Consider the following 14132-nt stretch of genomic DNA (forward strand, 5'->3'; position numbering starts at 1 on the left):
TTGTCGGTCTGGATAGATTTGGCGATCACTCTTCCCGGCGCAGGTGCGGGAACAGGATGACGTCGCGAATGTTTGGCGAGTCGGTAATCAACATCATCAGACGATCGATGCCGATTCCGCAACCTCCGGTCGGCGGCAAGCCGTATTCCAGCGCGCGAATATAGTCGGCGTCGTAATACATCGCTTCCTCGTCGCCGGCGTCCTTGGCGGCAACTTGCGCCTGGAAGCGTGCGGCCTGGTCTTCGGGGTCGTTCAGCTCGGAGAATCCATTGGCGATTTCGCGGCCGGTGATGAAGAGTTCGAAACGCTCGGTGATGCCGGGCACGCTGTCGGATGCGCGGGCCAGCGGCGACACTTCGATCGGGTAGTCGATGATGTAGGTTGGCTCCCACAGTTGTGCTTCGGCAGTCTCCTCGAACAGCGACAATTGCAGCGCTCCGAGGCCGGAAATGATGTGCGGCTCGACGCCGAACTTCTTCAATTCCTGCTTCAGGAAGGCTGCGTCGTTCAGTTGCGCGTCGGTGTACTGCGGCGCGTATTTCTTGATCGCGTCGATGATGGTCAATCGATGGAAGGGCTTGGAGAGATCCAGTTCGCGACCCTGGTAGGTGAGTGTCGCGGTGCCATGCGCATCGATTGCGGCTTGCCGGATGACTGCTTCGGTGAAATCCATCAGCCACTTGTAATCCACGTAGGCGGCATAGAACTCCATCATCGTGAATTCAGGATTGTGGCGGGGCGAAACGCCTTCGTTGCGGAAGTTGCGGTTGACTTCGAAGACGCGATCGAAACCGCCGACCACCAGGCGCTTCAGATAGAGCTCGGGTGCAATGCGCAGGAACATCTGCATGTCGAGCGCGTTGTGATGCGTGATGAAGGGCTTGGCCGCGGCGCCGCCGGGAATCGGATGCAGCATCGGCGTTTCCACTTCCATGAAGCCGTTGTCGCTCATGAAGCGGCGGATCGAGGACATGGCGGCAGTACGTGCCTTGAAGGCGCGCCGGGTGTCCTCGCTCATGATGAGGTCGACGTAGCGCTGGCGATATTTCATTTCCTGATCGGCCAGTCCGTGGAACTTGTCGGGCAGGGGGCGCAGTGACTTGGTCAGCAGGCGCAGGGCGGTGACCTTGACGGACAACTCGCCAGTCTTGGTCTTGAACAGCAAGCCTTCCGCGCCAAGAATGTCTCCCATGTCGTAATGCTTGAATGCCGCATGCGTGGCTTCGCCGGCATTGTCGTTGGTAATGTAGAGCTGGATGCGCCCATCCGCATTGCGGCCGGACGCATCCTGGATGGTGGCGAACGACGCCTTGCCCATCACGCGCTTGAGCATCATGCGGCCCGCGACCGATACGGGGATCGGTTGCGCCTCCAGTTGTTCGTTGTCCAGCGCGTCGTAGCGCTCGTGCAGGTCGGCGGCCTTGTGCTCCGGGCGGAAATCATTCGGGAAGGCGATGCCTTGCTCGCGAATCGAAGCGAGCTTCGCGCGACGCTCCGCAATGATGGAATTCTCGTCTTGGGCCGGGGCCGCTTGTTCGTTTTGGTTGGTTGTGGACATGGGCGATTTTGAATGGGATGGCGATGAGCGTTTACACACCTTGCTTGAGCGATGCAGCGATGAATTCGTCCAGGTCGCCGTCGAGGACAGCCTTGGTGTTGCCGACTTCGTAATTGGTGCGCAGGTCCTTGATGCGTGACTGGTCAAGCACATAGGAGCGGATCTGGTGGCCCCAGCCGACGTCGGTCTTGGAGTCTTCCAGTTTTTGTTGTTCGCTCATGCGCTTGCGCAATTCCTGTTCATACAGGCGCGATTTCAGCATTTCCCACGCTTCGGCACGGTTGCGATGCTGGCTGCGGTCGTTCTGGCATTGAACGACGATGCCGGATGGCGCGTGGGTCAGGCGCACGGCGGAATCGGTCTTGTTGATGTGCTGGCCGCCCGCGCCGGATGCGCGGTAGGTATCGACGCGTACGTCGGCCGGATTGATTTCGATGTCGATTGACTCATCCACTTCCGGATAGACAAAGATGCTCGAGAACGAGGTATGGCGGCCGTTGGCGGAATCGAAGGGCGATTTTCTGACCAGGCGGTGCACCCCGGTCTCTGTGCGCAGGAAACCGTAGGCATAATCGCCTTCGACTTTGAGGGTCGCGGTTTTGATACCGGCGACTTCACCGTCTGATTGTTCCAGGATTTCCACCTTGAATCCCTTGCGTTCGCAGTAGCGCAGATACTGGCGCAGCAGCATCGAGGCCCAGTCCTGCGCTTCGGTGCCGCCGGCGCCTGCCTGGATGTCGATGAAGCAATTGTTTGGGTCCATCGGATTGGAAAACATCCGGCGGAACTCCATGCCTTCGACGAGTTTCTTCAGTGCTTCGGTGTCGGTTTCGATGGCGAGAAGAGTGTCTTCATCCTGCTCTTCGCGCGCCATCTCGAACAGGTCGCGGGCGTCCGCGAGGTCGGTGTCGATCTTGCTGAGCGTGAGGACAATCGCTTCCAGCGATTTCTTTTCCCGGCCGAGGTCCTGGGCACGCTTCGGATCGTTCCAGACGTTGGGGTCTTCCAGTTCGGCGTTGACTTGTTCCAGCTTCTCTGACTTCACATCGAAGTCAAAGATACCTCCGTAGTTCGGCTGCGCGGGTGGAAAGATCCGCGAGCAGTGAGGAGAGGGTATTGAGGCGTTCGGCTTCCATGGCGGTTTCTATTGCAATCAAACCCTACATTATACTCGACTGCAGGGCTTTCCAGTCGCCGGGAGGGGCTCGCGCGCCGCGCAAGCTCAGGCGGGCTGCGCGTGCTCCACCATCAATTGCACACGCGTCACGCCGTTGTATTCGTTCGCGTCCAGCCGGTAGGCAATCAGGGCGCGTTCCGGCAAGTCGTCGACATGACCGAACCAGATGGCGTCGTAGCGGCGGCCGTTTCTTTCGAGCATCAGCTTCAGGTGTTTTTCCTTGAGGATGCGCTGGTTCAGCACACGGAATTCGTCGCAGAAAACCGGCGGTGCAAAGCCCTGTCCCCACACCTGTTCGTCGATCAGTTCGATGAACTGGGTTGTGAAATAGGCATCCTCCAGCGTTCCGTCAGTTTCGATCACGCGTTCCAGTTGGTTCTGGGTCAGCCACTCGCGGCCGACTGCCTCGAATGCCCTGGAAAAAGCTTCGAAGTTGTCAGCGCCGATCGTCAGGCCGGCGGCCATGGCGTGGCCACCGAACTTTTGAATCAGCGTCGGGGCATGCTTGGACACCAGATCCAGCGCGTCGCGCAGATGGAAGCCCGCGATTGAACGGCCGGATCCCTTGATCAGGCCTTCGCCGCCCGGTGCGAAGGTAATCGTCGGCCGGTAGAACTTGTCCTTCAGGCGCGAAGCGACAATGCCGATCACGCCCTGGTGCCAGGTCTCGTCAAAAACCGAGATGGTGGTGTTGTTGTGTGGATCGAAGCTGTCCAGCAATGCCAGCGCCGTGTCCTGCATGTCCGCTTCGATGTCGCGCCGCTCGCGGTTGATGGTGTCGAGTTGCTGCGCGATCGCCCACGCGCGGCCTTCGTCATCGGTGGTCAGGCATTCGATGCCCAGCGACATATCCGCCAGCCTTCCCGCCGCGTTCAGGCGCGGGCCAAGAGCAAAGCCAAGATCGAAGGGGGTGGCGCGCCGCGCTTCCCGGCCTGCAGCGCGGAACAGGGCGGCAATACCGGGATGCATGCGGCCGGCACGCATGCGCTTCAAGCCCTGCGCGACCAGAATGCGATTGTTCGCATCCAGCTTGACCACGTCGGCAACTGTGCCAAGCGCGACCAGGTCAAGCAGCGTGTCGAGCTTGGGTTGATTCTGTGCATCGAAGACGCCGCGCCTGCGCAGTTCGGCGCGCAACGCAAGCAACACGTAGAACATGACCCCGACGCCGGCGAGATTCTTGCTGGGAAATCCACAGGATGGCTGGTTCGGATTCACGATGACGCGCGCGTCCGGCAGCGCGTCGCCGGGCAGGTGATGATCGGTTACGACCACTTCGATGCCAAGCCGTTTTGCTTCGGCGACGCCGTCGATGCTGGCGATGCCGTTGTCGACGGTAACGATGATGTCCGGCGCCTTTTCTCGCACAGTCAGTGCGACGATTTCCGGCGTGAGGCCGTAGCCGTATTCAAAACGGTTGGGGACGATGAAATCGACATTGGCGCCGAGCGCGCGCAAGCCGCGCAAGGCGACTGCGCAGGCGGTTGCGCCGTCGCAATCGTAGTCGGCGACGATGACCAGCTTCTTGCCGGCCCCGATCGCATCGGCGAGAAACGCTGCAGCGACGTCAATGTGGAGCAGGCCGGAGGGAGCTATCAGCGCGGCGAATTCACTCGACAGTTCACGCATGTCGGCGAGGCCGCGCGCGGCGTAAAGACGAGCCAGTACGGGATGCACGCCTTGCTGACGCAGCATTTCGGCATTGCGGAACGGGTAGGAGCGTGTCGTGATTCTGGTCATGGACGCAATGCTTCCAGGGATGGCTTGACCCAGAATTTTCGCAGGGACGGCCTGGTTGTCGTGGAGTGCGCAATGCGCTTGTCGTTGGTCAGGATCAAGCTCAGTCGATCGAGCGAGCCGGACTTGATCGCGTCGTGCAGAGGAGCAAACCATGCTTTTTCAAGCACGTGCATTGCTTCCAGCCAGCGGCCCCAATCATTGGCCAGTGCATGTTCCTGCAAGGCATCGAGCGCGAGCAGCGCTCTTGCGGGTTTCGCCGCGATCAACGCGTTCGCCGTCGGCGCATGCGCGGTGCGCGTCACCGCGTGCGCAAACGCTTGCAGCCAGCCGGCGAGATTGAACGCATCGGTGTATTCGTTCGGCAGCGGGGAGGGCATCGCTCCGCCCCACAGCCAGACGGAATTGACCGGCTTCGCACTTTGCATTTCGCGTGCTTCATTGATCGGATGGTTAAACCAGTGCATCTGTATCTCATTCTGCAGCTTGCGCCAGTCGCGCTCGCCTTTGCCCGTGGGCATCCAGATATCGATGTTGTGTCCGGATGCCGCGTCCGGGCTGGACGTTTGCAGCGCGTTCCAGTCATCCGCGCGCAGGAACCAGGTGCCGGGATTGCCAAACACGAGGCGCTTGCCGACTTCATCGCAGAGTGCTGCGGCGATGTCGAACAGCGTGCGCGATTCTTCCTCGGACAACATCAATTGACGCGGGTCGGTGAGCACGAGATGGTCGCGTGCGACGTGAATGTGCACGGGTTGCAGAACGAACCAGGTCCCTTCGCCGGGATCGAGCCCGAGCGATTGCATCAATGCATGGGCGATGGGTGGGCTTCCAGTGCCGTCCAGCGCGGCCGCCACGCCGAATTGGCGTGTAATCCAGATTTCGTGCGGAAGTGCCCTGGTGAAACCGGTGAAATCCTCGCGCGAACAGGTCCCCGAGCTGGCGCGGGAAGTCAACATGGCGAGTGCGGGGGATTGCAGTTCCTTCAACAGGTCGGCGGACAGTTCCGCTGGCGGCAAACCGAAGGGAATGAGAATGTCGAGATGAGTCATGCCCGCGATTGTAGGCCAAACGACGCAAGGCCTCCACGCTCATTCGGCGCTACCGCACTGACATGAGGGGCATTCAGGGCAGCAGGACGGCAAGCTCCTGTGCGCCGCGCAACAGCACTGGCAGGAATTGTTCCTTCATCTGCTTGCTGGTCACGCGGGTCGCCTGTGCGCCGACGTTGAGGGCGGCAACGACGTTTCCCGAGGCGCCGCGCACCGGCACCGCGATCGAGCGCAGTCCGACTTCCAGTTCTTCCTCGACGATCACATAGCCGTTTTCGCGCACGCCTTCGAGGATTTCCTTCAGCCGTTCGGCGGAAACGACGGTGCGGTGCGTGTAGGCCTTCAGTTCGACTTTTGCGAGGTAGGCATCAAGGGCGTCGGCCGGCATGTGGGCCAGCATGACCCTGCCGAGCGAGGTGCAATAGGCCGGCAAGCGGCTGCCGGTATTGAGCGCCACCGACATGATGCGCGAGGTCGCCGAGCGCGCCACGTAGAGGACTTCGTTTTCATCGAGTACGGCCAGCGAGCAGGACTCGTTCAGCGCGCGGCTGATCTGGTTGAGATAAGGGAGCGCGGACACCGTCAGCGGCGTCGACGACAGGTAGGAATAGCCGAGCGTCAGGACTTTGGGCTTGAGGGAAAAATTGTTGGAGTCGGAATCGGCATACCCGAGCTGCTTGAGCGTATGCAGGCAACGCCTGACCGCCGCACGCGGGATTCCGGTCTTGTGGCTGATCTGGGCGATGGTGAGACTGCGCCGCTGATCGCTGAATGCCCGGATCACGGCGAGGCCGCGCGCGAGCGAGGTCATGAAGCTCGGATCGGTCAGCGCGTCGATTTCTTCGGCGATGGTCAGGGATTTCTTTGCTGCTGCCGGTACCGTACCGGTTTCATCGGCCGGATTTTCCGTTTTGTTATCGGTTGTCGCCATGAGTTCTCAAAAAGGAAAGTTTGCGCAAGGATCTGCTCCGCTCACGCCGTTTCGGTCTCTGTGCAATGTGTTCGGCATTCGCACACATTTCAAATGGCCGCCTTGACGTCCGGTTTTGCACGTCGATACACTCAATCATGTTCTATAGGCAGACATTAGTTCGTTTATCGAACGAAGTCAAATGGGAATGGCCGGTGTGCCGGCAGCCAAGTCCGGGCAACAAGGCCATCCGTATCCCGAGAAATGCAGAAGAGAGAAACGAAGTGATCGACAAGACATGCGAGTCGCTCGAGGCAGCGGTGGCGGATGTGCATGACGGGGCGACAGTGATGATCGGCGGCTTTGGCAATGCCGGCATGCCGGCCGCCCTGATCGACGCGCTCATCGCGCAGGGGGCGCGTGAGCTCACGATCGTCAACAACAACGCCGGCAACGGTGACACCGGGCTGGCGGCGCTGCTCAAGGCGAAGCGCGTGCGCAAGATCATCTGCTCGTTCCCGCGGCAGTCCGATTCGCATGTATTCGATGCGCTTTATCGCGCCGGCGAGATCGAGCTGGAACTCGCTCCGCAGGGCAATCTCGCGGAACGCATCCGTGCCGCGGGCGCCGGCATCGGCGGATTCTTCACCCCGACCGGCTACGGCACGTTGTTGGCGGAAGGCAAGGAGACACGCCTGATCGATGGCCGCCACTATGTGCTGGAGTCGCCGATCCATGCCGACTTCGCCTTGATCAAGGCACTGCGCGGCGATCGCTGGGGCAACCTGGTGTATCGCAAGGCCGCGCGCAATTTCGGCCCCATCATGGCGACGGCGGCCAAATGCACGATTGCTCAAGTGGCTGAGATCGTTCCGCTCGGCGCGCTCGATCCCGAGGTGATCGTCACGCCCGGCATCTTCGTTCAGCGGGTGGTGCTACAAGGGAATGGGAAATGAAGCGACTGACGCGAGAACAGATTGCCGCGCGTGTGGCGCGCGACATCCCCGAGGGCGCTTATGTCAACCTCGGCATCGGCCTGCCGACGATGGTAGCGAACCACCTGCCGCGCGATCGCGATATCTTCCTGCATAGCGAGAACGGCCTGCTCGGCATGGGCCCCGCACCCAAACCCGGCGAGGAAGATGAAGACCTCATCAACGCCGGCAAGCAAGCGGTCACCCTGTTGACAGGCGGCAGCTTCTTCCATCATGGCGATTCGTTTGCGATGATGCGGGGCGGCCATCTCGACATCTGCGTGCTGGGCGCATTCCAGGTGTCGGCCGGCGGAGACCTCGCCAACTGGCATACCGGCGCACCGGACGCCATCCCGGCCGTCGGCGGCGCGATGGATCTGGCGATCGGTGCCAAGCGCGTCTTCGTCATGATGGAACACCAGACCAGGAACGGCGAGAGCAAGATCGTCGCTCAATGCAGCTATCCCTTGACCGGCATCGGCTGCGTCGATCGCATCTATACCGATCTCGCGGTGATCGACGTGACGCCGCAGGGGCTGGTGGTGCGCGAAATCGTCGACGGACTGGGCTTCGATGCATTGCAGGAGATCACCGGCGTGCCGCTGGTCTATCAACCATTTTCCAAATCATGAATGCGCTGCGTCACAGGTGCAGGGATCGGGTAAAGGGTGTTAAATAGCGCCATGTCAACAACCGGGATGCTGACGCGATGACTTCCAGGCTCACTTCTTCGATGTTTTCTTCCGGAGACATGCTGAATGTGTTTTCGGATCAGGCGGCCATTCAGCGCATGCTCGATGTCGAAGCCGCGTTGACGCGCGCCGAGGCGCAGCACGGCGTCATTCCCGCCACTGCCGTGCACGCGATTTGCGGCTGCTGCGACGCCGCGCTGATCGATTTGCCGGCATTGATGAAAGCCGCCGGACCTGCGGGCAATCTGGCGATTCCGCTCGTCAAGCAACTGACGGCTCTTGTTGCGGCGCGCGATGCGGAAGCGGCCAAGTATGTGCATTGGGGCACGACCAGTCAGGACATCATCGATACCGGTCTGGTTCTGCAGCTACGCGAAGCATTCCGACTCTTCGACGCTGATCTTGGCAAGCTGGCCGGCGTGCTGGCGCATCTCGCCGAGCAGCACCGACACACTCCGATGGTGGGACGAACCTGGATGCAGCATGCACTGCCGATCACCTTCGGCCTGAAGGCGGCCGGATGGCTCGATGCGATTGTGCGGCACATGGATCGGCTCGACGGACTGCGCGCGCGTTCGCTGGCGCTGCAATTCGGCGGCGCTGCCGGAACGCTTGCCAGCCTTGGCGGCAAGGGATTGCAGGTCGCCGCCACACTCGCCGGAGAACTCGGCCTGACGCTGCCGGACACGCCGTGGCATACGCAGCGCGACCGCGTGGTCGAAGCGGCAACCGTCATCGGCATGCTGACCGGCACACTGGGCAAGATGGCGCGCGATATTTCACTCCAGATGCAGACCGACGTGGCGGAAGTGTCCGAGCCGCTTGCCGAAGGGCGGGGCGGCTCATCGACCATGCCGCACAAGCGCAATCCGGTTGGTTGCGCCGCCGCATTGACGGCCGCGATGCGTGTGCCCGCACTCGTGTCGACCATGCTCTCGGCGATGGTGCAGGAACATGAACGCGCCCTCGGCGGCTGGCAGGCAGAGTGGGACACGCTGCCGGAGATCATGCAGCTCGCGTCCGGCGCGCTGGAACAGATGCGCTCGGTCGTATCCGGCCTGGCGGTCGATGCCGCGCGCATGCGAATCAATCTGGATGCAACGCAGGGGCAGATCATGGCGGAAGCGGTCGCCTTGGCACTTGGCGGTCGCATCGGGCGCATGCAGGCGCATCAGGCGGTCGAGCGGGCATGCCATCTCGCGGCCGGGTCGGGACGGCATCTGGGCGATGTGCTGAAAGCGGATCCCGCGATCCGTGCCGAGTTGCAGGAGGCGGACATCGACAAGCTGCTCGATCCCGCCGGCTATACCGGTGAAGCGGAAGCTTTCATCGAGCGCGTCCTGCACACCTATCGCGAACGCGATGCAAACAAACACTGACGGAGACAACAATGCCATTCATGGATGCTGCGAATCTGCGCCTGCATTACCGGATCGACGGGCGCGACGACGCACCCTGCCTCGTGCTGTCGAATTCGCTCGGCACAAACTTCGATATGTGGACGCCGCAAATGCCGGCGCTGATCGAGCATTTCCGCGTCATCCGCTATGACACGCGCGGGCACGGAAAATCGAGCGTGCCGGGCGGCCCGTATTCCATCGAGCAGCTCGGCAATGATGTGGTGGCGCTGCTGGATCACCTGGAGATCGAACGCACGCATTTTTGCGGACTGTCGATGGGCGGCATGACGGGAATCTGGCTCGGCATTCATCGACCGGAGCGCATCGACCGCCTTGTCCTGTGCAATACCTCTGCGCAGATCGGCTCCGCGGAATTGTGGAACGCGCGCATCGACAAGGTGAAGCAGGAAGGCATGGCGTCCATCGTTCCCGCCGTGATCGACCGCTGGTTTACGAGCGACTTTCAGCGCACTGCGCCGGTGCAGGTCAATCTGGTGCGCGACATGCTGCTGGGCGCTTCTCCGGAAGGCTATGTTGGCAACTGCGCGGCGGTGCGGGACATGGACGAGCGAGCCAATGTTCATCGCATCTCGGCGCCGACACTGGTGATTGCCGGCAGGTTCGATCTCGCGACGCCAGCCGCAGAGGGCAAGCGGGTCGCAGACAGCATCGCGGGCGCGCGCTATGTCGAGCTGAATGCCGCGCATTTGTCGAACTGGGAAGCGGCGCAGGCTTTCACGACCCAGGTAGTCGACTTCCTCAGGCAGGGCAGCCATGGATGAAAAACAGCGCCACGACAAGGGAATGGTAGTGCGACGCGCGGTGCTCGGCGACGCGCATGTCGATCGCGCCCAGGCAAATCGCACTGAACTGACGTCGGAATTCCAGGACCTCATCACGCGTTACGCTTGGGGCGAAATATGGACGCGGCCGGGACTGCCGCGCCATACCCGCAGCCTGCTAACGATCATGGCGATGATCGCGCTCAACCGCGAGGAGGAGCTGGCCTTGCATCTGCGCGCCGCAGCCAATAACGGCGTGACGCGCGACGAGATCAAGGAAGTGTTGCTGCAGGCGGCGATATATTGCGGCGTGCCGGCAGCGAATTCGGCCTTCCGCCTCGCGCAGGAAGTGTTTCAGAAAATCGATCAGGAACAATCCTGAAACGGCCATGCAGCGTCCACGCAACATGACGAAAGAAAAACAGGTTTTGGAAGGAGCAGGCATCATGCATCACCACCCGCGCGCAGCCTCGTACCGGAGGTCGCCATGCTAGGCAATCTCGTCGGTGTTCTCTTCGACGGAATTGCTTACGGAAGCCTGCTGTTCCTGATCAGCGTCGGCCTGTCGGTCACCATGGGCCTGATGAATTTCGTCAATCTCGCGCACGGCGCGTTCGCGATGCTCGGCGGCTATGTCAGCGTGGTGCTGATGAACCGGATGGGCGTGCCTTTCCTCCTGTCGCTGCCGTTGGCATTTCTCGCAAGTGCCACGATGGGATTCGTGCTGGAGCGCCTGCTGTACCGTCGTCTGTACAAGGCAAATCATCTGGACCAGGTGCTGTTTTCGATCGGACTGACATTTGTCTCGGTTGCTGCAGCCACCTACATCTGGGGACCGACGCAACAACCGGTGACGTTGCCGGACTGGCTGCGTGGACAGGTATCGCTGCTGGGGCTGGATGTCGGCGCGTACCGGCTCTTCCTGATCGGCGTGGTGGTGGTGATTACCTTCGCGCTGGGCTACCTGATCGAGCGCACGCGTTTCGGCGCACAGATTCGCGCCTCGGTGGACAACCAGCAGGCATCGGCTGGCCTGGGCATCAACGTCAGCCGCGTGTTCAGTTTGACCTTCGCATTGGGTTCCGGGCTGGCGGGTCTGGGGGGCGGACTGGGCATCGATGTGCTTGGCCTCGACCCGACCTTCCCGATCAAGTACATGGTGTACTTCCTGCTGGTGGTCGCAGTCGGCGGTGCCGGCACCATCAAGGGGCCGCTGGTCGCCGCGCTGATCCTTGGCGTATTCGATGTCGCGGGCAAGTATTACGTGCCGGAAGTCGGCGCATTCGTGATCTACGGACTGATGGTCGTGCTGCTGATCCTGTTTCCGTCCGGCCTGCTCGGGAGGCGCGCATGAAACCTTCAACCTTGTCCACCGTGCTCGCCGCTCCGCCCACTCCGGTTCCCCGCGCACGCTTGCCGCATGACCGCTGGCGGCCGCTTGAAATCGTGTTCTGGCTGACGCCGCTGGCCGCATACTTCCTGTTTCCGAATTATCTGGTGCTGATCAGCCAGATCATGATCGTCGGTCTGTTCGCGCTGTCGCTCGATCTGATTCTCGGCTACGCGGGCATGGTATCGCTCGGACATGCGGCCTTCTTCGGTCTTGGCGCCTATACCGCCGGCCTGTTGTCGGTGCACGGCTGGAGCGAGCCCTTCAGCGGTTTGCTGGCGGCGGGACTGGTTGCCGGCTTGCTTGGCTACTGCGTCAGTTTTCTCGTGGTGCGCGGACAGGATCTGACGCGCCTGATGGTCACGCTCGGCATCGGCCTGATGACGTTCGAGGCGGCCAACAAGGCAGCCTTCATTACCGGCGGAGTGGACGGCCTGCAGGGCATGGTTGTCGGCAAACTGTTCGGCATGTTCGAATTCGACCTCTATGGAAAGACAGCCTTCTTCTACAGCTTCGCGGTGCTGTTCCTGTTGTTTGTCTTCCTGCGCAGGCTGGTCAATTCACCGTTTGGTCTCAGCCTGGTCGGCATCCGTGAGGGAGGCAAGCGCATGCCCGCGATCGGCGCCAACGTCAACCAGCGCCTGACAGTGGTGTTCACCATCGGCGCAGTGGTGGCGGGCATCGCTGGCGGCTTGCTCGCGCAAACCACGCAGTTCGTCGGCCTCGACAGCCTGAGCTTCGCGCGCTCGGCGGAGTTGCTTATTATGCTGGTGCTGGGCGGCACCGGGCGACTCTACGGCGCACTGGTCGGCGCCGCGATTTTCATGCTGGCGCAGGACTATATCTCCGGGTTGAATCCGGCCTATTGGCAGTTCTGGATCGGCCTGCTGCTGATGGTGATCGTGCTGTTTGCGCGCGGGGGCATTCTCGGCGGGCTGGAAAAAATTCGAGACCGGTTCAAACCGGCACGAGGAGGAAAGCGATGAGTGCGATGAAAGCGACCACGCTGCGCACCGACGCCCTGTGCAAGAACTGGGGCGGATTTCGCGCCAACAGCGACATCAGCCTGTCGTTCGCGCCGGGTGCGCGCCACGCGCTGATCGGTCCTAACGGCGCAGGCAAGACCACCTTCATCAATCTGTTGACCGGTTCCCTTGCACCGAGCAGCGGCAAGGTGTATTTCGGCGATGAAGATATCACCGCGCTGCCGCAGCATCAGCGCGTCAAGCGTGGCATGACGCGCACCTTCCAGATCAATACCTTGTTCGCCGGCTTGACCGTGCTGGAATCCGTCGTGCTGACCATCTGCGAACGCAAGGGATTGCAATACGTCTGGTACAAGACCGTGGCGCAGCAACACGATGAGATCGAAGAGGCACTGGCCTTGCTCGCGTCGCTCAAGCTCGACCGTGATGCCGATACCGTCACGCGCAGCCTTCCCTACGGCAAGCAGCGCCTCGTCGAGATTGCACTAGCGCTGGCAACCCGGCCGAAAGTGCTCTTGCTCGACGAACCGGCTGCCGGCATCCCCTCGGCCGAAAGCGCCGAACTGTTTGAAGTCATCGCACGCCTGCCGCGCGATGTGACAATTGTCTTCATCGAGCACGACATGGGACTGGTATTCCGCTTTGCGGAGCGGATCACCGTGCTGGTCGGCGGCAAGGTGCTGACCGAAGGCACGCCGGCAGAGATCGCCGCCGATCCGCGCGTCAAGGAAGTTTATCTGGGAGAAGCCGAACATGGCTGAATTGCTCGCACTCGAAAACGTGACCGCGGGCTATGGTGACTCGGTCGTGCTGGAAGATATTTCGCTCGCGATGCAGGAGGGCGACAGCCTGGCGCTGCTGGGCCGCAATGGCGTTGGTAAGACCAGTCTGCTGGTGACTCTCATGGGCCTGACGCAAATGCACCATGGCAGGATTCGATGGCAGGGCGGCGACATTGCACGTGTGCCGACGCATGCGCGTGCGCACGCAGGTCTTGGCTGGGTGCCGCAGGAGCGCTTCATGTTCCCGTCGCTGACGGTGGAGGAGCATCTGACCGTGGTGGCCCGGCCAGGCGATTGGACGGTGCCGAAGGTGTATGAGATCTTTCCTCGCCTGAAGGAGCGTCGCGCCAACATGGGCAACCAGTTGTCGGGCGGCGAGCAGCAAATGCTGGCCATCGCACGCGCGCTGATGGTCAATCCGAAACTGCTGTTGCTGGATGAGCCGATGGAGGGGCTGGCGCCGATCATCGTGCAGGAATTGATGCGCGTGATCCGCAAGCTGGTGCTCGACGGCGGCATGTCGGTGATCGTGGTCGAGCAGCATGCGCGTCTCGCCTTGTCGCTGACCAAACGCGCGATCGTGCTCGACCGCGGCCGGATCGTGCATCAGTCGGACAGTGAAAGCCTGATGAAGGACCCGGAAACCTTGAACCGGCTGGTTGCAGTTGCCTGATCGCCGTTCTGCCGCGTCA

14 protein-coding genes are annotated in these 14132 nt (G+C 61.5%); 9 read left to right on the forward strand and 5 right to left on the reverse strand.

Features of this window, described 5'->3' with window-relative positions; genetic code table 11:
- Nucleotides 1-25: 25 nt before the first annotated feature.
- The 5 genes from lysS to E6W33_RS05935 all read right to left on the reverse strand — a co-directional run bounded on the left by lysS (nucleotide 26) and on the right by E6W33_RS05935 (nucleotide 6455).
- Complete coding sequence (lysS, locus tag E6W33_RS05915; protein ID WP_136415300.1) at nucleotides 26-1558, reverse strand: lysine--tRNA ligase; 1533 nt, start codon at nucleotides 1556-1558, stop codon at nucleotides 26-28.
- A gap of 31 nt (nucleotides 1559-1589) precedes the next feature.
- A protein-coding gene (gene prfB, locus E6W33_RS05920; protein ID WP_136415302.1) for a peptide chain release factor 2 occupies nucleotides 1590-2694 on the reverse strand; the annotation gives its coding sequence in 2 pieces (ribosomal slippage) (nucleotides 1590-2612 and nucleotides 2614-2694; 1104 coding nt in all).
- Between the two features lie 86 nt (nucleotides 2695-2780).
- Nucleotides 2781-4475 (reverse strand): single-stranded-DNA-specific exonuclease RecJ, encoded by a 1695-nt coding sequence (gene recJ, locus E6W33_RS05925; RefSeq protein ID WP_136415304.1) that lies wholly within the window; start codon nucleotides 4473-4475, stop codon nucleotides 2781-2783.
- Nucleotides 4472-5524 carry a hypothetical protein gene (locus tag E6W33_RS05930; RefSeq protein WP_136415306.1) on the reverse strand — a complete coding sequence of 351 codons (1053 nt, stop codon included), beginning with the start codon at nucleotides 5522-5524 and terminating at the stop codon, nucleotides 4472-4474. The genes recJ and E6W33_RS05930 overlap by 4 nt, the downstream gene beginning before the upstream one ends.
- 73 nt (nucleotides 5525-5597) lie before the next feature.
- Nucleotides 5598-6455: an IclR family transcriptional regulator C-terminal domain-containing protein gene (locus E6W33_RS05935; protein ID WP_136415308.1), complete on the reverse strand. Its 858-nt coding sequence runs from the start codon at nucleotides 6453-6455 to the stop codon at nucleotides 5598-5600.
- Between the two features lie 263 nt (nucleotides 6456-6718).
- Here E6W33_RS05935 and E6W33_RS05940 point away from each other — a divergent pair, with 263 nt between their 5' ends.
- The 9 genes from E6W33_RS05940 to E6W33_RS05980 all read left to right on the forward strand — a co-directional run bounded on the left by E6W33_RS05940 (nucleotide 6719) and on the right by E6W33_RS05980 (nucleotide 14113).
- Nucleotides 6719-7390, forward strand: coding sequence for a 3-oxoacid CoA-transferase subunit A (locus tag E6W33_RS05940; protein ID WP_136415310.1), 672 nt, complete (start codon nucleotides 6719-6721; stop codon nucleotides 7388-7390).
- Nucleotides 7387-8040, forward strand: a complete 654-nt coding sequence (locus E6W33_RS05945; protein WP_136415312.1) for a CoA transferase subunit B — start codon at nucleotides 7387-7389, stop codon at nucleotides 8038-8040. Before E6W33_RS05940 ends, E6W33_RS05945 begins: the two co-directional genes overlap by 4 nt.
- 77 nt (nucleotides 8041-8117) lie before the next feature.
- On the forward strand, nucleotides 8118-9479 hold the full coding sequence (locus tag E6W33_RS05950; RefSeq protein WP_136415314.1) for a 3-carboxy-cis,cis-muconate cycloisomerase: 1362 nt from the start codon (nucleotides 8118-8120) through the stop codon (nucleotides 9477-9479).
- An 11-nt stretch (nucleotides 9480-9490) separates the two neighbouring features.
- Nucleotides 9491-10282 (forward strand): 3-oxoadipate enol-lactonase, encoded by a 792-nt coding sequence (gene pcaD / locus E6W33_RS05955; RefSeq protein WP_136415317.1) that lies wholly within the window; start codon nucleotides 9491-9493, stop codon nucleotides 10280-10282.
- Nucleotides 10275-10664, forward strand: coding sequence for a 4-carboxymuconolactone decarboxylase (gene pcaC / locus E6W33_RS05960; RefSeq protein WP_136415319.1), 390 nt, complete (start codon nucleotides 10275-10277; stop codon nucleotides 10662-10664). The genes pcaD and pcaC overlap by 8 nt, the downstream gene beginning before the upstream one ends.
- Nucleotides 10665-10769: 105 nt before the next feature.
- Nucleotides 10770-11636: a branched-chain amino acid ABC transporter permease gene (locus E6W33_RS05965; protein WP_136415322.1), complete on the forward strand. Its 867-nt coding sequence runs from the start codon at nucleotides 10770-10772 to the stop codon at nucleotides 11634-11636.
- Complete coding sequence (locus E6W33_RS05970) at nucleotides 11633-12658, forward strand: branched-chain amino acid ABC transporter permease (protein ID WP_136415324.1); 1026 nt, start codon at nucleotides 11633-11635, stop codon at nucleotides 12656-12658. The genes E6W33_RS05965 and E6W33_RS05970 overlap by 4 nt, the downstream gene beginning before the upstream one ends.
- Nucleotides 12655-13419 carry an ABC transporter ATP-binding protein gene (locus E6W33_RS05975; RefSeq protein ID WP_136415327.1) on the forward strand — a complete coding sequence of 255 codons (765 nt, stop codon included), beginning with the start codon at nucleotides 12655-12657 and terminating at the stop codon, nucleotides 13417-13419. Before E6W33_RS05970 ends, E6W33_RS05975 begins: the two co-directional genes overlap by 4 nt.
- Nucleotides 13412-14113, forward strand: coding sequence for an ABC transporter ATP-binding protein (locus tag E6W33_RS05980; RefSeq protein ID WP_136415329.1), 702 nt, complete (start codon nucleotides 13412-13414; stop codon nucleotides 14111-14113). Before E6W33_RS05975 ends, E6W33_RS05980 begins: the two co-directional genes overlap by 8 nt.
- Nucleotides 14114-14132 lie beyond the last annotated feature (19 nt).

Origin of the sequence: Herbaspirillum sp. ST 5-3, from assembly GCF_004804275.1 — a bacterium.
GTDB lineage: Bacteria > Pseudomonadota > Gammaproteobacteria > Burkholderiales > Burkholderiaceae_D > Noviherbaspirillum.

Bases quoted from the DNA above. Each gene is read 5' to 3' on its own strand.
- lysS (WP_136415300.1), bottom strand. From the start codon at position 1,558: ATGTCCACAACCAACCAAAACGAACAAGCGGCCCCGGCCCAAGACGAG.
- recJ (WP_136415304.1), bottom strand. From the start codon at position 4,475: ATGACCAGAATCACGACACGCTCCTACCCGTTCCGCAATGCCGAAATG.
- E6W33_RS05930 (WP_136415306.1), bottom strand. From the start codon at position 5,524: ATGACTCATCTCGACATTCTCATTCCCTTCGGTTTGCCGCCAGCGGAA.
- E6W33_RS05935 (WP_136415308.1), bottom strand. From the start codon at position 6,455: ATGGCGACAACCGATAACAAAACGGAAAATCCGGCCGATGAAACCGGT.
- E6W33_RS05945 (WP_136415312.1), top strand. From the start codon at position 7,387: ATGAAGCGACTGACGCGAGAACAGATTGCCGCGCGTGTGGCGCGCGAC.
- E6W33_RS05950 (WP_136415314.1), top strand. From the start codon at position 8,118: ATGACTTCCAGGCTCACTTCTTCGATGTTTTCTTCCGGAGACATGCTG.
- pcaD (WP_136415317.1), top strand. From the start codon at position 9,491: ATGCCATTCATGGATGCTGCGAATCTGCGCCTGCATTACCGGATCGAC.
- pcaC (WP_136415319.1), top strand. From the start codon at position 10,275: ATGGATGAAAAACAGCGCCACGACAAGGGAATGGTAGTGCGACGCGCG.
- E6W33_RS05965 (WP_136415322.1), top strand. From the start codon at position 10,770: ATGCTAGGCAATCTCGTCGGTGTTCTCTTCGACGGAATTGCTTACGGA.
- E6W33_RS05970 (WP_136415324.1), top strand. From the start codon at position 11,633: ATGAAACCTTCAACCTTGTCCACCGTGCTCGCCGCTCCGCCCACTCCG.
- E6W33_RS05975 (WP_136415327.1), top strand. From the start codon at position 12,655: ATGAGTGCGATGAAAGCGACCACGCTGCGCACCGACGCCCTGTGCAAG.
- E6W33_RS05980 (WP_136415329.1), top strand. From the start codon at position 13,412: ATGGCTGAATTGCTCGCACTCGAAAACGTGACCGCGGGCTATGGTGAC.